At 30.6% G+C, this 19286-nt stretch carries 29 protein-coding genes; all 29 read right to left on the bottom strand.

The genetic code is table 11. The annotated features are described in order from the left end of the window. Positions 1-4 precede the first annotated feature (4 nt). The 29 genes from QUF91_RS11905 to QUF91_RS11775 all read right to left on the bottom strand — a co-directional run bounded on the left by QUF91_RS11905 (position 5) and on the right by QUF91_RS11775 (position 19278). Positions 5-397, bottom strand: a complete 393-nt coding sequence (locus QUF91_RS11905) for a hypothetical protein (RefSeq protein WP_285397878.1) — start codon at positions 395-397, stop codon at positions 5-7. Positions 398-540: 143 nt separating this feature from the next. Beyond that, the gene (locus QUF91_RS11900) at positions 541-981 is read right to left on the bottom strand and encodes an ankyrin repeat domain-containing protein (RefSeq protein ID WP_285397879.1); all 441 of its coding nucleotides are present in this window, start codon (positions 979-981) and stop codon (positions 541-543) included. A 112-nt stretch (positions 982-1093) separates the two neighbouring features. Next, the gene (locus QUF91_RS28300; RefSeq protein WP_483308086.1) at positions 1094-1300 is read right to left on the bottom strand and encodes a DUF7716 domain-containing protein; all 207 of its coding nucleotides are present in this window, start codon (positions 1298-1300) and stop codon (positions 1094-1096) included. Positions 1301-1727: 427 nt separating this feature from the next. After that, entirely contained in the window at positions 1728-2087 is a 360-nt protein-coding gene (locus QUF91_RS11895) for a hypothetical protein (RefSeq protein WP_285397682.1), read from the bottom strand. Positions 2088-2125: 38 nt separating this feature from the next. Then, positions 2126-2581: an SMI1/KNR4 family protein gene (locus tag QUF91_RS11890; RefSeq protein ID WP_285397683.1), complete on the bottom strand. Its 456-nt coding sequence runs from the start codon at positions 2579-2581 to the stop codon at positions 2126-2128. Position 2582: 1 nt separating this feature from the next. Next, entirely contained in the window at positions 2583-3224 is a 642-nt protein-coding gene (locus QUF91_RS11885; RefSeq protein ID WP_285397684.1) for a hypothetical protein, read from the bottom strand. Positions 3225-3255: 31 nt separating this feature from the next. After that, a complete protein-coding gene (locus tag QUF91_RS11880) occupies positions 3256-3426 on the bottom strand; it encodes a hypothetical protein (protein WP_289417907.1) in 171 nt (56 codons plus the stop codon). Between the two features lie 64 nt (positions 3427-3490). Continuing rightward, positions 3491-4165 (bottom strand): hypothetical protein, encoded by a 675-nt coding sequence (locus QUF91_RS11875; RefSeq protein ID WP_289417906.1) that lies wholly within the window; start codon positions 4163-4165, stop codon positions 3491-3493. 13 nt (positions 4166-4178) lie between these two features. Continuing rightward, positions 4179-4853: a hypothetical protein gene (locus QUF91_RS11870; protein WP_289417905.1), complete on the bottom strand. Its 675-nt coding sequence runs from the start codon at positions 4851-4853 to the stop codon at positions 4179-4181. Between the two features lie 71 nt (positions 4854-4924). Next, positions 4925-5272, bottom strand: a complete 348-nt coding sequence (locus QUF91_RS11865) for an immunity protein TriTu family protein (protein WP_285397688.1) — start codon at positions 5270-5272, stop codon at positions 4925-4927. A gap of 783 nt (positions 5273-6055) precedes the next feature. Then, the gene (locus QUF91_RS11860; protein ID WP_289417904.1) at positions 6056-6586 is read right to left on the bottom strand and encodes a hypothetical protein; all 531 of its coding nucleotides are present in this window, start codon (positions 6584-6586) and stop codon (positions 6056-6058) included. Positions 6587-6721: 135 nt separating this feature from the next. Further along, positions 6722-7171, bottom strand: coding sequence for an SMI1/KNR4 family protein (locus QUF91_RS11855; protein ID WP_289417903.1), 450 nt, complete (start codon positions 7169-7171; stop codon positions 6722-6724). Positions 7172-7481: 310 nt separating this feature from the next. Further along, positions 7482-7802 (bottom strand): hypothetical protein, encoded by a 321-nt coding sequence (locus QUF91_RS11850; protein ID WP_289417902.1) that lies wholly within the window; start codon positions 7800-7802, stop codon positions 7482-7484. A gap of 240 nt (positions 7803-8042) precedes the next feature. Continuing rightward, positions 8043-8468 carry a hypothetical protein gene (locus QUF91_RS11845; RefSeq protein ID WP_289417901.1) on the bottom strand — a complete coding sequence of 142 codons (426 nt, stop codon included), beginning with the start codon at positions 8466-8468 and terminating at the stop codon, positions 8043-8045. A gap of 225 nt (positions 8469-8693) precedes the next feature. Next, the gene (locus QUF91_RS11840) at positions 8694-9215 is read right to left on the bottom strand and encodes a hypothetical protein (RefSeq protein WP_289417900.1); all 522 of its coding nucleotides are present in this window, start codon (positions 9213-9215) and stop codon (positions 8694-8696) included. A 434-nt stretch (positions 9216-9649) separates the two neighbouring features. Beyond that, the gene (locus QUF91_RS11835) at positions 9650-10294 is read right to left on the bottom strand and encodes a hypothetical protein (RefSeq protein ID WP_285397694.1); all 645 of its coding nucleotides are present in this window, start codon (positions 10292-10294) and stop codon (positions 9650-9652) included. A gap of 175 nt (positions 10295-10469) precedes the next feature. Continuing rightward, positions 10470-11258 (bottom strand): DUF5713 family protein, encoded by a 789-nt coding sequence (locus QUF91_RS28295; protein WP_483308085.1) that lies wholly within the window; start codon positions 11256-11258, stop codon positions 10470-10472. A gap of 497 nt (positions 11259-11755) precedes the next feature. Further along, positions 11756-12403 carry a hypothetical protein gene (locus tag QUF91_RS11825; RefSeq protein ID WP_285397695.1) on the bottom strand — a complete coding sequence of 216 codons (648 nt, stop codon included), beginning with the start codon at positions 12401-12403 and terminating at the stop codon, positions 11756-11758. Positions 12404-12688: 285 nt separating this feature from the next. Next, complete coding sequence (locus tag QUF91_RS11820) at positions 12689-13264, bottom strand: imm11 family protein (protein ID WP_285397696.1); 576 nt, start codon at positions 13262-13264, stop codon at positions 12689-12691. A gap of 509 nt (positions 13265-13773) precedes the next feature. After that, positions 13774-14091 carry a hypothetical protein gene (locus QUF91_RS11815; protein WP_285397697.1) on the bottom strand — a complete coding sequence of 106 codons (318 nt, stop codon included), beginning with the start codon at positions 14089-14091 and terminating at the stop codon, positions 13774-13776. A gap of 444 nt (positions 14092-14535) precedes the next feature. Next, positions 14536-14907, bottom strand: coding sequence for a hypothetical protein (locus tag QUF91_RS11810; RefSeq protein WP_285397698.1), 372 nt, complete (start codon positions 14905-14907; stop codon positions 14536-14538). Next, entirely contained in the window at positions 14904-15089 is a 186-nt protein-coding gene (locus QUF91_RS11805; protein WP_285397699.1) for a hypothetical protein, read from the bottom strand. The genes QUF91_RS11810 and QUF91_RS11805 overlap by 4 nt, the downstream gene beginning before the upstream one ends. Then, a complete protein-coding gene (locus QUF91_RS11800; RefSeq protein ID WP_289417899.1) occupies positions 15076-15564 on the bottom strand; it encodes an SMI1/KNR4 family protein in 489 nt (162 codons plus the stop codon). Before QUF91_RS11800 ends, QUF91_RS11805 begins: the two co-directional genes overlap by 14 nt. Before the next feature lie 275 nt (positions 15565-15839). Then, complete coding sequence (locus QUF91_RS11795; protein WP_285397701.1) at positions 15840-16163, bottom strand: hypothetical protein; 324 nt, start codon at positions 16161-16163, stop codon at positions 15840-15842. Positions 16164-16381: 218 nt separating this feature from the next. Beyond that, positions 16382-16942, bottom strand: coding sequence for an SMI1/KNR4 family protein (locus tag QUF91_RS11790; RefSeq protein ID WP_289417898.1), 561 nt, complete (start codon positions 16940-16942; stop codon positions 16382-16384). 71 nt (positions 16943-17013) lie between these two features. Continuing rightward, a complete protein-coding gene (locus QUF91_RS28125; RefSeq protein ID WP_353957870.1) occupies positions 17014-17091 on the bottom strand; it encodes a hypothetical protein in 78 nt (25 codons plus the stop codon). 365 nt (positions 17092-17456) lie between these two features. Further along, a complete protein-coding gene (locus tag QUF91_RS11785) occupies positions 17457-18035 on the bottom strand; it encodes an imm11 family protein (protein WP_285397703.1) in 579 nt (192 codons plus the stop codon). Positions 18036-18194: 159 nt separating this feature from the next. Continuing rightward, positions 18195-18683 carry a hypothetical protein gene (locus QUF91_RS11780; RefSeq protein WP_285397704.1) on the bottom strand — a complete coding sequence of 163 codons (489 nt, stop codon included), beginning with the start codon at positions 18681-18683 and terminating at the stop codon, positions 18195-18197. Positions 18684-18807: 124 nt separating this feature from the next. Further along, positions 18808-19278 (bottom strand): SMI1/KNR4 family protein, encoded by a 471-nt coding sequence (locus QUF91_RS11775; protein ID WP_285397705.1) that lies wholly within the window; start codon positions 19276-19278, stop codon positions 18808-18810. Positions 19279-19286: the final 8 nt, after the last annotated feature.

Genomic DNA, 19286 nt, shown 5'->3' with positions numbered 1-19286 from the left:
TTCTTTATTCTATGTTAAATTTTCCATCAACCGTTTTTATAAAATCTATTACATCTTTTTCAGTAAAAGTAAATGGACTAAACATATTTTTTGTTAATGACTCTTTTTTTTCATAGCTTAACTTCTCCCATGAAACATTTTGAGCATTTTCTAATGCTCTTTTTTTAAAAAAATTATGATTTTCAATCTTCCGCCATTCACTCCATGTATCTTTACCTTTTTCTTCAATTTCGTATTCTGTTAACATATCTACAATATTGTTGCAGATTTTTGCAATAATAGGACTACCCGCAACATAGAAATTATCTGGATTCTTATGGAATTTTGCCTCCAATAAAGCTTTATGCAAGTTTAAAACTTCATAATATCCCTCAACCTCTAGTTTTATTTCATTCATAACAATGATTTTCCCTTCCTTTATATCCTGTAGTTCTTACATATGTAAAGAAAGTGCTGATACGTCTTCTTTACTTATGCTTTGGAATCTTAATAAAATACATTATTATCAAGAAAATAATATAGCATCGGTTGTAGATCGCACTATTCGAGCAAATCCTTCGGTGCTATCCCACGGTTATTAGCCTTACTAGGATCTGCTCCATTCTCTAATAGATACCTTATTGTTGATGTTTCATTACTATTTTCCATTATCGCTCTCCATAAGGGAGTATTACCTACGTTGTCTACTGCATCAATTTCAGCACCATGAGTTATAAGAACCTTAACAATAGTAAATCTGTCATAAATAACTGCAAAATGCAGTGCGGTTAAGCCCGATTTATCTTTAGTATTAACATTACATCCAATATTCACAAGATAATTAACAACATCCTCCTTTCCTTCAACGATTGCGGACATCAAAAATGTACGTCCATCTCTATCAACACTATCTAAACCATATTTTTGTAAAAACGTATTAATTTTCTCATAATTTGATTCATTTAGTAACACATATAACTGGGTATCATCAAATTTATTCATTTTCTTTCCTTTCCTTTCCTTTCCTACATGGTGAATATGATTTATCTTCGTTCCTTATGAGATTGATTCAAGACAAGGTCCTGCCGTTTTGAAAATGTTGTTATACAGTAGACTAAAAACCCATAAACGTATCGTGTTCCATATAATAATTTAATCCCAATATAAAATCATCAATTGAAGCTTGTTTTTTCTGGTGTAAGACATTCATTAACACATCTTCAAATTGTTGTCCGTCATAAAAGAATTCCAATGATTCATTAATTATAAAATCCGGGTATACTTCCTCATCATCATCTGTAATAGTTGGATTGAGATCCAAATAACATATTAGGTCTGAACTCGCCCCAAAATGGATTCCATTCTGGATCTTCTTTCAGATCCATTCCAATCCAACGAAACCCCGCTTGCCTATAGACAAGATTTTCAGGAGACCAAAGACGAAAAGGTGCGTTTCCTAAATCAATGCTCGTGCTTTTTAGCTTGTGACCATCATGACGGATATCACAAATTATTTCACAATGTTCATATTCTTACAAACATAATTCCTTCATATTTCAAAAAAGCTATCTCATATTCTTTTTTATTTTCAGGTACTCTTCGCTCAACTAATCAGTCACCCTAAACCCGATCTGTCTTTCTTGATAAAACAATTTCATTTCTAACACACAAAACAAATGTAAAGAGAGGGCTAATCGCTTCTTCTTTACATTTGCTTTGACCTTTTTTACAGATTTTTTCTCTGAACATTAGATTTCTGAATACTTCTCAAAGTTCCATCGTAATAATTTGCCTGAGAAATAAATGTCTGACTGACGGAAATCAAAAACTGAATCTATTTCATCCGAGAATGGAGCAAAATCAATATAATATAAACCCGAAATCTCTTTGATTTTTATACCAGAGGACAATACTACATTTGACATTCTTGGATTTTTTAATATTTTAAATTCTTCAAGTGACTCAATAATAAATTTAATATTGACCCATTCATTTATTTCAGTATCTTGAACAGAAATAACAATTTCTGCAGAGTTAAAGTTGTTAACTTTCAAACTTCTAATTAAACCATCAAAACCAAAATTAATTCTTTTTAACAATTCATTCATAAAAATAGCTCTCCAATAACAATTTTTTATTGGTGTTCCTATTCAAGATTATGAATGAAGGTTACAAAGCTGTTTGATAAAAAATTGATGCTTCTTTCTGTAACTTCTCCTAAGTCCATCCAAATAAGAACAACACTTTCGTTTTCTAGATCCATACAAAATAAATTACCATCCCAATCATTTGCAAACGGGAGATATTTTTTGGGGAGTTCATCTCTATTTATAAACTCAAGGTACCTTTCTTCTAGTATCCTTGAGTTATTTTTATATTTTATTGGAGAGAACTCGGCAATTTCTGTTTCAAGGTCAATATCTTTCGCATAATAACAAGGTTTAACTGGAACCCCGCCATTAAATTGTAAATAATGTTCTTTAAGCTGTTGTGGTAAATTAAATCCCAATTTAGTTTCAACATCGTTTAAATCGCGTATTGTTAGTTGAGTAGAACATTCTATAAACATCCTTTTCGCTCCTTTGTAACTACTTACGCTCATATTATTTTTTCCCCTTCCACCACACAACTTCACCAATCATAATCTTTTCTAATTTTTCTTCATTATCATAGATGAAATCATAACATAATGGTGTCTCTACATCAGAATTACAAGAAACTACCTTTTCCATTCTGTTAGAGTCATTATAAATATAGTTCATTGCTGACCAATCTTTTTTTCCACCAATTCCTACATCTATCCAACTATGTTCATCTAAAGGTTTAAATACGCTAATAGCTGATAATTTCGTAGGGAAATTACTCTCCGGATACCACCTTGTTACATACGCATTCACACTATTATCTCCATTTATAGTATATATTTGAGTTCCTGTACCAAATTTTATATCATTGTCAGCTTGTGGATACTGCATAATAATTAGTTGATCTAATTCATTAAATCCGAAAGAATGAATCATTCTTTTACTAAATCTTTCCCTTTCCGTTATATTTTTTAAAATTCTCCCCTTTTTAAATTTATTTATCTCATGAAAGTAAGGAAGATGAGTATAATATTCATCTGAAGCATATTTCCAATAAGAAACCTCTGATAACTTTGTATCGATCATACTGTCTATATTCTGTTCTACTTCACTCCACTTATCTAATAATTCATTTCGAATTTCAAATACTGTTGAATTCATCCTACTCCTCCATTAAACTAATAACATTTCACTATGTTTTTCCAACCGCCCTTTTCCACTTTTCACTTATATTTCTTGCAGCATTCCTTTGAATATTTTTTCCTCCGTGATAATTTCCAAGTGTTCTTGCTGCAGCTTTGTTTCTTTGAGAGCGTGCTGTTCCCTTTAGTCTTTCTCCATTTTCAGCTATATCAGGATTCAAACCATGTCGTTCCAATAAAACCTTGGAAAAAACTGCACCTCAGACATTATCCATTTCTAATAGCCTACTTGATTTTGGATTTTTTGATCTTCCACCTTAACTTTTCGACATCCATTTGATTTAGTTTCAATTGCTTTGTGTATATGAATATATCTTCGTTAACATACTCAAATCGAAATGTGGTAGTTGGTATAATATTTTTACTTTCATGATAGAAACCATTTCTTATAATTGTATCAATTGCCTGATTGCTATTATATGAATATTTATCCACCAAAAATGTTTCTTCGTTCAACTCTTCGTCTCCGTCCAAGTCAACGTCCTTTAAATAGAATAATACTTTTTCAATCACAGTCTCTTTAAGAACTACACAATATACTTGTTCTAAAACTATCTCATCATTATCGTTATTTAGAAACCTAAGATACAGTTTCATTCCATCTTCTTTTATTAAAAAAACACTGCTCCATCCCTTATTTTCATTATCATAAGAATAGTACAGTTCACCATTTTTTAACTTATTTACTATTACACCTTTATTAGATTTGGGCTCAGCTTTATAGATTTTTGGCTCCTTTAATTGATTCAGTGCATTTTGGTATGGAAAAAATTCCAAAAACGAATCACTCCAAATAACCGTATCATTTTCTACTTCTTTAACTCGGGAAAGCATTTCTTCGTATGAGTCGTAATATTTTTCAAAAATTTCGAGCAGCAAATCGTATTCTTTTTCTATCACCTTGTACACTTCCCTAATTTTTTGCTGGACTAATTAAAATCACATTTTTTGAATTGAGAACCTCTAAACAATTGTATTTTTGATTTAAAATTTCAATTATTTTTCCATATTTCATAAGAGTGATATCTTGGATAACTAAAAAAGGTAAGCCATTCAGTTTTTCTCTAATATCGTTAATAGAAAGTTTCAAATTAAAACATTTTCTTATTTCCATAATAAATTTGTTTGCATCATTTGGTATTCTGACAACATACACTTTTACCACATCTATCAAATCAAGTTCGTTTGAAGGAGAATCTTCTTCATCTATAACAGGATTATTTTCAAGCCAACTGAATAAATCAATATCTAAAGAATAAAAAGGTGACGACAATGCACCCAAATCTTGATAGTATACGTTTAGTTGGTCGCTATCCTTTTTTAAAAACACTCCTTGACCCCCACCATCATCCCCAATCAAAATATAATCTGATGCGTAAGCACTTACTTCGTACAACCCGTTCCTTTCCTCGGCAATATCAAAACCATAAATATTTATTCCATTTTCAAATGTAACTTCCTTAAAAAATTTCCAAAACTCAATTAGCCTTGTATGTATATTAGTTTGAAAACTAGAATTGATCTCATTTGCATCAATGTTTCTTTCTGTTCTAGTGATTAAAGGTGTCGACTTAAAATTTATAATCATTGATTTCCTCCAATTAAATGTAACTTAGCCCTTAAAATACTTTGCTAATTTTTATCTTTTTGAATTCCATACTATGCACTATTCTCTTTATCATTTAACTTGCTCATAAATAGCAACACTGTGTTAATTAATTCATTTAAATTTGAAAAAAAACAGTTTTCATTAATAAAATTTTCATCATTTTTCAAATCTATAGCTTCTAGATACACTGATTTCTCTTCCCAAAGCGTTAATCTTGCTATGAGATTTTTACTATCGAAATCTATTTTCAAACAATAATAGTGGTTATCAATTGGATGAAATATATGTTCAATATTGAATAAACCAGGAGATTTTAATGATGACCTACCTACTCTGTCAAACCATTCTTCAAAATCTTTTAAAATATTCTCACTACCTTGAGCAAACGATTTTTCCATCAATATTTTCTCCATTTATAACAACATTTTTCACATCAAGCAATTCGGAATCGGTAATCCCTTCTTTGCCGCCATCCGCCCCACAATGAATCTTGTCCTACGATTTTTACTCATCCTTTTTGTAGTGGTTTTATACTGGAAGTGGAACATCAAACTCACCTTAAAGTGCTCTATTTTCGCTTGTTTACCGAATGCCATAATGTCAGCTGGATATGTTTCATGCGTCGTTCCAGTTGAACTTTCAATCACTTTCATCCCTAGACCGTCTGTCCAACGTCAGTAATAATTAGACTAAGGAACCCTAAACACCTTATAACATATAATACCATTTTATACATTTGGTGATAATATATTGAAATTAATATGAAGGGCGATTTCTTCCGCTTTTTTCATCCTTACGATAGACACTCATTAAGTACATCCGGCATATAAGTAATAGATTTTATGCAATGATTGAACTAATTCTAAAACAAGGAATCTAACAAAAAAATATGTAAAGAAAAAGATTATGACATCTTCTTTACATATACTTCTGAATTTTCAATTTTATCAAAACATTAAAATCATCAACGATTCAGCTAATTATTATCTCTTTTGCCTTTTTCAAATTATGACTATTTAATGTACAAACTATTGCTAATTCATTTAAAATATCTTTGGCATCAGTCGTTATTGTAAGATTGATTCAAGACAGGGTCCTCGAAGCAGTGATTGAAAAATGTACTTTTCAATTATAGTATTTAAATCCATATTTAGTCATATTTAGTTTTAAATGAAGTTAAACTAAATTGAAAACCCGTAATCCTCAGCAATCTCTTTTATTTCCACTGAATTATGGTTACTACAAAAAGATAAATGATTATTTAGTAACTTTTTAAAACCTAATTGAACATATAATTCAGCAACTCTTCTATATTTCCATTCTTCATCATCTGGTCCCAAAATGGGAATCTGTTCTATATAACTCTCAATATTTTCTTCTAACCATTTTCTATTAACTAATCCAATCACTTTTCTAGAGTAGGTAATATTCGTTGGATTTCCATAAATCGCTATATCAACTAATTGTGGCATGAATTTTTCTATGATTTTCAACTCGTCTGGATGCGTGAAATACTGCAAAAACCCTAAAGCCATTGTACATTCATGTGGTGAATCAAAAGCTTTCTTCAGAATATTATGCATATCTTTATGTTTCATCAACAAATATTTAATAGCATTACACTCATTTTCTATAAATTTGTACTTTCCCCAAATATCACTATCATTATTTTCGTCAATAAAAAATCGAATATTAATGTCTAACTTGGACATTTTCTTCCTCCACAGTTACTTTGAATTGATTATACTAAGAGTGTTGCATGTATAAATGCCTTTCATTTATTTTTCGCTATAATTTTACTTTTCAATATTTTTAATATTGATTTTTACTTATTTATTTAATTTAACTTAATATTTACGTTCTTCCTCTTCTTCATCTAATAAGTAATTAAAAAAGTCAGAAAAATCCTCCCATACATCTGGCTTAGACATAAAATCCTGCTTTTCTAATTTAGTTACTTCTACAGAGTCAAGCCACATAATTGATGGCTTGTTTTCAGTATCCATAACAATAATACTTTCAGCTTCTTCAGCTATAACAATAAATCTGGTTGGTAAGCCAATCGCATCTCTGATTCTTAAAGTTTCGCCTATAAAATTAGTTGGCTCAGAAAGTAAAAAAGAAAGGATATCTATCCCACCAATAATACCTCCGCTGTAGAATCCCGATATTTCACGGAAATCATTAGGTAACTTTATTTGAAGTTCATGTTCAATTTTATCTAAGTACCCTTTAGAAATTCCATCAATATCATACAAAGCTCGGTATTTATTTCGTAATTCATTCTTAGCTTTCATATTCCATTCACCTCTAAAATTTATTTTTCACAGCGTGCTTTAAATCTCGTGTATCAACACTAAATTGAAGTCTATTTATTAGTTGAATAGAATGTGGATTATTTTTTCATTTTCTCCAACCCCATGAAATGAGCACTTGCCTCTACTAATACTCCACTCGAATCTTGACCTAAGTGATGTAACGTTACAAAACTACCACCAGAAAGTTAAGGTGCTAATCCATATTTATTCGCAGTATCTATTTGCTAACTTTTCTCTATACAAGTTAGCAATTATCAATCAACTATGAAGAAGAATATGGGAGTAAATATTAAATCTCTTCCAGCTCATATTGCAAACTTAGGCTTTCAATCACTTTATAAATTTCCTCAATTAACTTACTTTCTTGCACTCTTCTGTTACCAATAGTCCAAATGTATATTTCATCCTGGTCATTTTCTATAGTACACCATTGATTCCAATTAACATCGTCATATGGAAATACTATTACTTTTTGATCCATAATTATATCTTTATACATTTCATTAGACTTAAGGACAGAGAATATCTTCTCGATCACCATATCTATTTTTTCTTTATCTTCAAGAACTATACTGTATTCAATACCCATATTATTTACACCCTTCTCCATGATTTCTTCCTCTTACTCTAGACAAGTCATTCGGGTTTTTAATACCAATATGCGTTTTATTAGTGTTCACTAATTACTTACCATGTCATTTAATACATCACCATTAGATCTCTATAGTAGTAAATTAATATACTAAGAACATCTGTTTTTCCCACCATTTTATAAGCATCTCCCTTTGAACCTTCTGATTTAAATGGATGTCCGCCTATCATAATTACGGGCTTACAATTCAGCATCTTTTCAATTGCTTTTATCCATTTTCTCATCAGTTCTTCTAAGTCCTTCTGGCAAAATAAGATTGTATTCTTGAGCCACAACTTCAATAACTTCATCATAACTTTCTAGAAAATAATGCTTAAATCCTTTTTCAACCAGTGTCTTTTGCTGATTCAAAAAGTCAGAATCAATCACTTCACAAAAACACGTATCTAATACATTTTCGTTAAAATAATCAAGACCACAAAGTCCAAACTTGACTACATTTTTAAAAATGAAAGAGATATCTATGTATCGTTCGTCTGTCGAGATATTTGATGCCAACTCTGTTGCTAAATTTAACGAAAGTTCAACTTCTCTTGGAAATCGATCCATAGCTAACTTATTTAAAATCAACGCATCTCTAGCATTAATTACACCCACTGTTGTATCTATTAATCTGGTTCTCATTATGCCCTCCATTTCTTTACCTATGGCAACGAATTTCAATTGTCCTACCGGCTGTTTCAGTGCTAAACCGTGTATCTAAATTCATTTTTCCTAAATTTTCTTCAGTCGCCCATTCACCTTTGAATTAACCCTCTCAAGCAGCATATAGTCTTCTATTATCTACTGAAGAAACCTTACTTAACTATCTCAAACTAAGATCTTCTACTTTTTATTTTCTTGATTATCCTATAATAACATCCATATACTGTTAGGATTTATTTTTTCGTATACTATCATATTACCAACTGAAACTTGAAGAAAAAATTTTTCAAACACACTGTCTATATCCGATATTTTACAGTCATTTACTATTTGAATTTCATCTTGCAAAAAAAGAATGATTAAAGAACTGACTCCATTAATGTCAGATAAATAAATCCCTAATAACTCATGAAAATTAGGATTAAAGTATAGTCTGATACATTCTGTTTTAAAAAGATTAAAATCGTTCTCTTCATATTCAATTAATTCATCATAAGTTGCAAATAGATTAAAATCATCCAAATTATGTACTTTATTTACGGAAATCAATGGATTAGTCCCTCTGATGTAAAAACCTACGACATCTTCGTTATTCTTCTTTAAAAAAAGAACTTGATCTAAACGTTCATTATCTTCCTTATCATGTAAATAGATTATATTTGTAAATTCCTCTTTCCATAAGAATTTATCCATTTTTTTAGTAAACGATTTTATATAATTATTCATATTCGTCACCTCAGTAAATCTAATTCCCCTAGTAATTTACTCGATAATAGGTCTCCTTTTTTATGTAATGTATCGTGGTTGTCCCCCAAAACTTTTATGTTGCCACATAAATCCGCCACAATCTGACTCCTGCAGGAAAGCGAGTTACCCGTAGCGGAAATCAATCTCTTCGAATTAATCCGAATGTATAAAAATGGTTAATCAACACACCTAAAAATATATTATTTCTAACACAAAAAACACATGAAAAGAAAGGGTTATGTGTTTTCTTTACATGTGTTTTAGTATCTTATTTGTTAATTTCAAGTGATTCATGTACAATAATCCCACCAATTCCTATTGAAGAATCAAGATAAGATATTTGATAACTACTCATAATTCCTCTAACTTCTCTGATCTTGACTTACCATTTCTATGTTTAATCATACTTTTTTTTACTTTCTACTGGTATACAATAGATCTTCAACAACTTTTAGATTTTTTTTCAATTGTTTCGAGTAAATAAGTACATCTCCATTTACATACTCAAATCTAAATGTCCTTGTGGATAAAATTTTTATTTTTTCTCCAAAGAAACCGTCTCTAATAATAGTATGAACAGTCGAATTGTCATTATAAGAATATCTGTCAACCATAAACGTTTCTTCGTCCACATCATCGTCCCTTAAGTAGAATAATATTTTTTCTATCACAGATCCTTCATATATTATACAATAAACTTGACTTAAAACCATTTCGTCATCATCGTTATTTAGAAATCTAAGACAAATTTTCTTTTCAACTTCATTTATAATGAAAGAACTTCCCCATCCCTTATTTTCAGCGTCATAAGAAAAATACAGTTCATTGTTTTTCAACTTATTCACTACCATTCCTTCCTTAGATTTCGGTTCCTTTTTATAAATTTTTGGTTTTGGTAATTGATCTAATTCATATTGATATGGGTATATTTCTAGATAAGAATTGCTCCAAATAATCGTCTCATTTTCAACGTCTTCAACTTGATGAAGCAACACATTGTATGAGGAACGATAGTCCTCGAATATTTTTACAATCATCTCGTAATCTTTTTCTATCATCTTGTACACTTCCCTAATTTTTTAGTTGTTATTGTTTCCCATGTCCTTCCTTTGTTCAGTTCTTTCTTTATCTTTTTCAGTTCCTTTTTAAACTCTTGTTTATTCTTTCCATCCAATCTATTAAACATTTTACCTTTACTATCAAAATAATAGAAAACTGTGTGCAAATTAGCTACTACCAATCTCTTTCTCGAAGAGCATCCTCAACATCAATACCTATCTTAAAATATTGTAAAATCGATTCTACCGTATTAGCAATTGAATCTCTTGCAACAGTCTCTATTTCACTATTATTTTGTTCAAACTCACCTACCAAACCGTTAATAGCTATTGTCATTTCATCAAGTTTACTTTGAATAATCTTCTCTACTTCATGTTCCCCTTTTTCTATAAATCGAACAACTTGCAGAATACATTCCTTTACTTTATCTACTAAAAATTCTGGATAGAATGGATCGCTATACATATTAATTAAATAATTAATTTTAGTTCCTTGTTCTCTTTTTTGTCGGTTCTCATTTTTATCCTCTACTCCAAACTTCGGAACTCCAGCTTGCCACATTTCTTCAACAGTTTTCAATGGATACTTATCTTCACCAATCAACTGTTGCTCCTTTAATGGATCAATCCAATGATTATTATCTATCGATATAATTAATCGACGTATAAGTTGGTATCCAGTATTAAATCCAACAAATTCATAGTCATTTAAAATGTTTGAATCGTTTCTATCAATGTTATAATGAATAATCTCATTACCCATAATACCTTGATCACCAATTTTTGGATCTATTCTTACCAAGTTATAAATCAGTTGGTTATCGCTATAATCAGACCGATTCCCCCACTGTGCTCTGTCACTACTAATGAAAAGCTCTGGGATTGGAACTTTTAAATTAGGGCTAATATTTTTTGCTACCTTTCCCATCGATATGTTTTGAAAAAACCTTTTAAAACCATACATACTCCAAATGGTTTCAAATTATTTAAGTCAAACGGCTTCTCATTAAAATTATTAATTTCACTCGTGAAATTAAAAAAAGCAACGTATGGATTTTCTAATAATTGAGCAATGATGTATAAATCTTCTTTTAATTGTATTGAATGAATATCGTTTTTCTTCCAGCTAAACCTTTTTAACATATCAACACCCTCTCTTGTCTTTTTTACAAGTCGAAATATTCACTCATTTTCCAAAATATCAAAACGGCTACAAGGTGTCATCATAATATTAAAGCTCGATTGATTTCCATAGGCTGTCATGTTGATAAGCTATCCAACGATCACCTGGACGTTTAAATCCTCTGAGCCTATCTTGCAAGACTTGCTCATACGTTCTTGTCAGCTCATCAAAGCCGAGATATTCCCTTTCGTATCACAGATGGTGAGCAGGATTTTTAACCTATCTATCTTAAAGGGGAGCATATCATTCTCTACATATACCATAGAAGTCAAACAATTTTAACCATATAAGTAATCAATAAAATTTTCAGCATATTCTTCTTTTTTCAAAGTTTTACTCAAAGAAGATTTTAACGTCACAATAAATTCATCGTAGACTTCGAAAGTTTCTTCATCCATTATCTCTCCCTTAAATTTTTCATGTATTACTTCTAATGTCACCGAAAGAGAATCTAGAAAAGCTGAAAAAGAATCTGCAATTGGAAATAAGGCGCTAGTTTCATAACTTGCCAAAACAGGTGAATTTTCTTGGTTTGTTACAACTACAATTGGATCATCATCCTTATCTGCAACTACAAGCCAATTTGGATCCCAATTTGTATTCTCTTTTTTTTCGTTTCCAATCCATCGAAAACCTTCTTGCCTCCGACCCAATTTATCAGGTGAACAAAGAGCAAGGAGGTTATTCCCTAAATCAATATCTGTACAATCTAATTGATATCCATCAGGACGAATATAACAAATTATTTCACAATGTTCATAAAAGAATTTTAACTCAGAAGAAAGGTAAATTTTTTCATCTACGTGTAGTTTTACTAATTCTGACCTATAACGTACTCCACCATTTTTTTCTATTAGCGACTCCTCTTTTGGATATTGATTCATTGCCTGGACAAATTTTAATACTGAATTCTCTAGTTGTTCCACAAAAACTCAATCCTCTCGTTTATTTTTACATTTGATATATTGTTTCATCATTTTTTGACGGTTTATTAAACATAAAAAATACTCCCCATTAGTAATCACATTTTTGTTTTTTTAATCTGTTTACTTAAAGGGGAGCATATTATTCTCCATATATATTTTTATATTCCAATTGAAATATCTCATATTTTTTACTTAAAAACTATTATTTTCCTTTATTTCATTTCGGAAAATCTCTTAATATTGAATGAAGAGTACTCCTTAGATGTCTTTATCACAAGTGATGCATCATGCCAAAAACTCTGGTCTTAGGCGACTGCCCTCTTTTGCAAAGAGTAATCCTTTTAGTTTATTCTTTCTATATCCTTCAACAAAAGCCTCAGATACAACTATCATCGAAGGTCTTATGCTCATACGATAAAAATGCTCTTGTCCAAGTTTTTGATAATCAAAGTATATACTTGTGATTCGACCAATTTTTTTAGGATCGTTTGCAGTCATATCGTATTCCGATTTCTGATCATCAAAACAATCAGAAACAGCCAATATATTCAGTGCAAAGAAATCTGTGTTCATTTCACCTTTTTCATCTACAATAACGGCCGGAAAAAATTCACAAGCGTTGTTAGCGATTTCCTCTAAAAAAATCTTCATTTTTAAGCTTACTAAAGGCGCGCCAACTGATGGTAACATGTCGTACTTGGTAACATATTTATCAAGTTTATCAACTTTGTAATAAATACTTTCTATACTAAAAGATGATACTCCTGATTCTAATTCATAGGATTTCACCTGATTCTTTTCATCATCTTGGTAAAAATAAGCATCCCTTTTATAGAATTCAACTAATCTATAGTACTTCATTCGCACCACTATCCTTTACTATGTAATTGAATTTTTCCATTCCTCAATTTTTTCTAGTATCTCTAATTACCTTTTCATTTTCATCTCTATTATGCTTTTGAGTCCAATTTTCAGCAGCTTGTCCTTCTATAGTAAATCTGTCCAATTCTTCTTTCATAAATTTACTATAATCAGTATGTAAGCTTTGCTCACTGAAAAAACCTCCACTTTTCTCATCGGCTTAAAGATCTTTGGTGCTTAATTGGATTGAGGCAAAGCGATATACAAATAGTAAGATTAACTTTTCCCTATCGCTTGTTATCAACATTAGAAACCCCAAAACCGCAAATACATACAGAATCATTGTTTAAACCTCGGGCTTTGTCCAAACCAAGCCAAATTAACTAAATATTGGATAATAATAGCAAGCAAAAAGCACATGTGCAAAAAGTCTTTTCTTTACATGAGCTTTGATTTTGGTTTTAATTTAGTCTTTCTATCAAAACAGACTGTGTATAAATTTTGATGAATCAGATGGATGCATCGCTAAAGCATTCTAAAACCATTGCGTCCAAATCAATCCAGATATCCTCAAGTTTGTTCCCGAAATCCGTAGCCTTTCCATTGTGCTCTTCGTAAGTTAGAAAAATATTTCTAATAATTTGAGGCATACTGTATAATATCAATGCCAGTTCTTTATCGATAACTTTCTGAGACTTTAATTCACCGGACAAATTACTCAATATTTCAATTAATTCTTGATATTCTGCGTCATTAATTTCCATTTGATTTCTAACTTTGTCAACGAACGTATTACTCAACAATCTTTTTTTTAATAAATTGTCCATTACATCCACCACCTTCTATATCACCTTTTATTAAAACTTCTTGATGTTCAGCAGCGGTATTACGTCTAAATGGTGTCTGCAAATGTTGACTTGCCTTTGTAGCATTAGAGACATCAACAATATTGCTAGAGTCATTTTCGATAGATCAATTTTAACTATAGGAATAGTATTAATTGTATTTGGACCACTAGGAGGAGCAAAAAATTCAGCAGATTCTTAGCTTCTTGTTGTAGAAACACATGGGTTTCTAGAATGTTATGTTCCTGCAACATGTTGATTTAGTATTGTTTTGTGAGCTAGTTTTGGCTTTAGAATACCTTGCCCACTTTTTCAAAGGATTTTTGCTACACTTTAGCTATTTTACAAGTATAGCCACTAAATACACGAGATGAGATGGATGAAGCAGTTCTATTTCTAACAATTTTATCTATTGTTTGACAACAATTAATCAAATGGATATTCACAATGCCAGCCTTGTGTAAATTTTGATGCATCAACTTTCATCAAATCACATATCTCATACAATTTTTCTTCTGTATCAAAACAAAATAAAGTAAAATCTCTAAAATCTGAAGGATTCAACCCATCACTATTTTCAAAAGTTTCTTTGTCAATTGTCATGCTTATAACACAAAATTTGTTATTTCTAGCTAATTGAATAAACTCGTATGACTGATGATTAATACTATATTTCTCAATTATATGAAAACCCACCCACGAAACCAGCTTATCATCTTCATAGGTCTTTTGAGCAACAACTGAATATGCTTTATGACTAAAAATCCCATACCAAATTTTTGTATCTAATTTGTTCAACTAAATTTCCCCTCATTTTTCATGACAGCCATTAATTTTCTTTTTACCTCAAACTCTAACTGCGGAATCATAGCTCCATCCAATCTAACTCTGATTACCTTCCCATCAACTGGATGTAAGATGTAGTTATAATGCATGTCCCTTTTAGCATCAGAAATGGTTATGTATTTAATCAATTTCATCGTATGCATCTCCTAAATTAAAATGCTCATTAAGCCAATACCAATATTGCCCTTCGTTTTGTAGAAGTCTATCTAACAACTCTGTAAAAGAAAATGCGATAATTTTACTATCACCTACAACCCCATGTCTATCATAAAAACTATCATAACACCTTCCTTTGCGATTTCCCTCTAAATCAATTGTTAAAAATTCACCATTTCCATCATCTGTAACAATATACCAGTATGAAGTAATATCATTTTCGCATTTTTCACCTACAATCACAGGATTTGCCAAAACAAATTCCTGAGGAGGCATTATATTTATATTATAATCAGCATTTTGAAATAATTTTACACCTCCGCAAACTTCGTAAAAATCTTGTACATCTGCAGGCAATTCTAAATTATCCTCAGTTTTTGGAATACCTTCAGGTGGTAACACTAGGTAATTTGGCATACACTTTATTTTTTCAATAATATCTTTCACATTCACTTACGTCCCCCCATAGTTATCCGAACTAAATATGTCCTATCGTCGATACCCATAATCGGAAAGCGATTCTTTTATCCAGTACAATCTCCTGATTTATCATTACTTTCATTCATACACTAAGCCTCATTCGCTGACCGAATGTACTAAAATCATCGAAACTATCTGGGAACCTTATCAAAATCGTAATTAAACAAGCAACAAGAACGAAAACTATAATATGAGGATAAATGTTCGTATCTTCTTAGGGTTGAAAAGAAAAAATTCCATACAACGCCTTACCTAACACAAAAATCAACTTCTTTTGCAATAATTTCAATTAACGTTTCCCTATTCCAGGCCGGCAATATCTTAAATAGTTTGTAATCAATTGCTGATTCCTTTAATTTGTTACATGTTTCTTGTATTTTAATATTATCAATTTCAACAATAAAGTCTCCTACCTCCTCACCTATAGCATCAAGCGCTTCTACACTAATCGTATCTATAAAAATTATTTTTTTTAACTCTTCCTTCCAATCTAAGTACGTCATACACAGATACGTTTCAACCAATTCAAGTTTTACAATTGTGGCATCGTATAGAGTAATATTTTCATCCATATTAAAAACCCTTCCTTTTAATTTATTTGCATTTAACTTAAAGACATCCCGTACTGCCTCTTGATAAATTTTCTTCAGATAAAAAAACCTAGTTCCACTTCGGCGATTAATACGGATTCAGTGGAGTGATTTAATCCAGTATCCACTTTATTTTTCCACTTAGAACAATAGATTTATTAAGTTACAATAAACATTGTTTCGATAGCTCTATTTAACATTTATTTGATTACTTCTTTCCAAAAGTCTATACTTTCTGAGTCAAATGTTTTTATTATTATATCTAAAAACTCCGTTTGGGTGTTTTGAGTTCTATGAAAATATGCCGTTCCTAACGCTTGAATTAGTTGCGTAAAAGACTCAGCTATTTTTATTTTATTATTAAATGGTGTCTCTGAACCAAAAACGTAAATATTCCCACTATTTACATCCATAATAAATGTGAAGTAATCCTCAGTTGCTATACATATAAATCGATTAGAAAAATTTGTTTTATCTTCATTAGATAAATGTTCATGGAGGCTTATTAACTTTTCTAGATAATTAGTTTCACTCCCAAAATGTACCCCTAAAATACTAAAATCACCAAAATCGTAGTTTAAAATTAAATTAACAAAATCATCAGGGAAATTCATCCCAAATCTTCGCTCTACTTGCTTTACATTTTTTTGCATCTCAACTTGTTTCTTTAGTCTTAATCCTGTGACAATTGACTCTATAGGAATAAAATCTCTATCTAAAATTGTTGTTATTTCATCAATATTTAATAACGTATTATTCATAATATTTCACATCCTTCATTTACTATGCCCAACTCCACCAGAAACAACGTGTGTTTCCCCTGGTACTGGTATTACAATCTCCCAGAATTAACATGATGATGAATTAACACACCCCATTTATAACCTGCGTGTTCTGGGAAATGCTTAATCTATATGTCATCTATTTAGGTGATACCATTAATTTAGAATAGTTATCTACTAAAATTGATTCGATGTAGTTAATGTCTGTGGATTCAATTCCGATCATCTCTCCCAGAAAATGTAATACTATTTAATCCAAGCTTTCTTGTAAGTAAAAACAAGTACATATCTAACAAAAAAACATATGTAAAGAAAGAGGTTATTGATTTCTTCTTTACATATGTTTCGGTATTTAATAACAATCATTTAGAATAGGCTGTAGTACAAACTGTTTAAATCTTATTACTTTGCAGTATCACGAGTATCAAATTCCCTTTTAGAGATTTTTGAATATTAAATACCAATTTAATTCGCATTAGGTTGTGATCCTACTCTACATTTCGACGAATTCCGGTCGTTGGGTACTTCCCTCTTTAACAAACATTACTCCCTTTATCTTTTCATCTATACATGCTTTTACAAAAATATCATCAACGGTGATATTTCCTGTATATTCTTTCATTCTTACAATATGATGCCCATTTAGAGAATTTGTTACATATTTTATAGATAATAGTTTGATTGGTCCATCAGGTAAAGATTTTATTAATGGTCTATATTCCGAGTTCTCCATATCTAAACAAGGTACTACATTTAATACATTCATGACAAAAAACGATTCATTGATTTCGCCCGTCTTTGTGGACGTTATAACTGCAGGTATGAACTGACAATCTGAACCTAATCCTTCTATCAGCTTTTTAAATTTTAAACTTACCAATACTCCCCCTATTGTTGGCAAAATATCATACTTGTTTAAATAAGTATCAAATTTATCTACTGAATAAAAAAGTTTCTCATCTAAAGCATAGACATTACCTTCTTCTAAGTCAAACTGATTAAAAGTGTTCTTTTTAGTGTAACAAAAAAATACATCTCGTCTGTAATTGCTATATAGCTGATAGTAACTCATAAATATCACCCTTCACAATGTAATCTTCTTTAACCTTTTCTCACAAAATAAAACCTATGTAAAGAAAGTGTTTATATCATTTCTTTACATAGGTTTTGGAATCTTTATAAAATCACATGAGCATCATCTCATGTTGTTAATTATTTTTCTAACTCCTCGTTATAAGTTAGGTATATCAATACCTAAGCTTTTTTCGAGAAAGTTCTTTATTACTTGGATGAATATTTGTTCCATTTCAAGTATATCTTTTTCTAGTTCATTTGTTAGTCCTTGAAACTTAAACGCATCATAATCTACATCTCCAAACTCCGAAACAATATCTCTAGTAATTTCAATATCGTTAAAATCAGAAAAGAGAATTACAAACCCTAATGCAACATCATTTGGACGCTGTCCATAATAATCTTCTACATCTTTAAAAAAAGTGTAATGCAAGCCATAACCTATAGGAGTAATTTCCTTATCACCCCGCAAAAGCTTCCCTGTTGAAATATTTCCGATATCCATTCCTTTTTTTACCAACTCTCCCAACGTACCACTATCTTCCAAAAATTTATTCACTTTGGATTCTACACTAAATAAAAAGTTTGATAAAAAAACATGCAGTTGTTCATAATTTTTTTGTTTTAAAATATCTTTTATTTCCATACGTCCCCTTATAACATACACCTTAGATGCAGATTTTAATTCTTTGTGTAATTTATGAGTATTTCCTTTTATATTCCAATTACCTTAGGCTTCAAGTATACTCATTCCACATTTACATGTACCCCTACTCTTCCCTATATTTTTCGAGCATTTCAAGAAACTCGAATAGATTGTCAGCAATATCAATGTGTGTATATGGCATTTCAGCTTCTTCATCCGGCTCATCAAAAAAACATGCACAAACTGTAGGTTCTTTGAAATTAAAATCCAGATATAATATGTTACCTGATCCATCTTCCCCAAACGGAATATATAACTTATCCCTCAAAACATTCTGTGTAATCATAAAAAGTACATTTTCAGAAATTGAACTTTCGATTTCTTTTGCCAATAGTGGATATAAAAAGCTGATATTAAATACTTCTTCATCTTCGTCATAGATAGTATTTTCTTCTGGTGCTCCACCGTTTGAAAATTTATAAAATTCAACATAAGAATCTGGCAACTTTTTTTCTATAGTTTTTTCTAACTTAACAAAATCATCCTCTAATACTGGTCGTTTATCATATCTACTAATGAATTTTATTTTTCTCATAATTTTCT

It is taken from the genome of Lysinibacillus sp. G4S2 (assembly GCF_030348505.1).
Taxonomy (GTDB): domain Bacteria; phylum Bacillota; class Bacilli; order Bacillales_A; family Planococcaceae; genus Lysinibacillus.
The sequence above is the reverse complement of the archived record's forward strand: the minus strand, read 5'-3'. Positions and strand labels throughout refer to the sequence as shown.

Coding starts and splice junctions, on each gene's coding strand:
- QUF91_RS11815 (WP_285397697.1), bottom strand. CDS start 14,091: ATGGACAATTTATTAAAAAAAAGATTGTTGAGTAATACGTTCGTTGAC.
- QUF91_RS11820 (WP_285397696.1), bottom strand. CDS start 13,264: ATGAAGTACTATAGATTAGTTGAATTCTATAAAAGGGATGCTTATTTT.
- QUF91_RS11785 (WP_285397703.1), bottom strand. CDS start 18,035: ATGAGTTACTATCAGCTATATAGCAATTACAGACGAGATGTATTTTTT.
- QUF91_RS11850 (WP_289417902.1), bottom strand. CDS start 7,802: ATGGAGAAGGGTGTAAATAATATGGGTATTGAATACAGTATAGTTCTT.
- QUF91_RS11890 (WP_285397683.1), bottom strand. CDS start 2,581: ATGAGCGTAAGTAGTTACAAAGGAGCGAAAAGGATGTTTATAGAATGT.
- QUF91_RS11795 (WP_285397701.1), bottom strand. CDS start 16,163: ATGGATGAAAATATTACTCTATACGATGCCACAATTGTAAAACTTGAA.
- QUF91_RS28295 (WP_483308085.1), bottom strand. CDS start 11,258: ATGTATGGTTTTAAAAGGTTTTTTCAAAACATATCGATGGGAAAGGTA.
- QUF91_RS11780 (WP_285397704.1), bottom strand. CDS start 18,683: ATGGAAATAAAAGATATTTTAAAACAAAAAAATTATGAACAACTGCAT.
- QUF91_RS11905 (WP_285397878.1), bottom strand. CDS start 397: ATGAATGAAATAAAACTAGAGGTTGAGGGATATTATGAAGTTTTAAAC.
- QUF91_RS11900 (WP_285397879.1), bottom strand. CDS start 981: ATGAATAAATTTGATGATACCCAGTTATATGTGTTACTAAATGAATCA.
- QUF91_RS11835 (WP_285397694.1), bottom strand. CDS start 10,294: ATGATAGAAAAAGATTACGAGATGATTGTAAAAATATTCGAGGACTAT.
- QUF91_RS11840 (WP_289417900.1), bottom strand. CDS start 9,215: ATGAATAATTATATAAAATCGTTTACTAAAAAAATGGATAAATTCTTA.
- QUF91_RS11860 (WP_289417904.1), bottom strand. CDS start 6,586: ATGTCCAAGTTAGACATTAATATTCGATTTTTTATTGACGAAAATAAT.
- QUF91_RS11855 (WP_289417903.1), bottom strand. CDS start 7,171: ATGAAAGCTAAGAATGAATTACGAAATAAATACCGAGCTTTGTATGAT.
- QUF91_RS11870 (WP_289417905.1), bottom strand. CDS start 4,853: ATGATTATAAATTTTAAGTCGACACCTTTAATCACTAGAACAGAAAGA.
- QUF91_RS11845 (WP_289417901.1), bottom strand. CDS start 8,468: ATGAGAACCAGATTAATAGATACAACAGTGGGTGTAATTAATGCTAGA.
- QUF91_RS11865 (WP_285397688.1), bottom strand. CDS start 5,272: ATGGAAAAATCGTTTGCTCAAGGTAGTGAGAATATTTTAAAAGATTTT.
- QUF91_RS11895 (WP_285397682.1), bottom strand. CDS start 2,087: ATGAATGAATTGTTAAAAAGAATTAATTTTGGTTTTGATGGTTTAATT.
- QUF91_RS11885 (WP_285397684.1), bottom strand. CDS start 3,224: ATGAATTCAACAGTATTTGAAATTCGAAATGAATTATTAGATAAGTGG.
- QUF91_RS11790 (WP_289417898.1), bottom strand. CDS start 16,942: ATGAATAATACGTTATTAAATATTGATGAAATAACAACAATTTTAGAT.
- QUF91_RS11775 (WP_285397705.1), bottom strand. CDS start 19,278: ATGAGAAAAATAAAATTCATTAGTAGATATGATAAACGACCAGTATTA.
- QUF91_RS11805 (WP_285397699.1), bottom strand. CDS start 15,089: ATGAAATTGATTAAATACATAACCATTTCTGATGCTAAAAGGGACATG.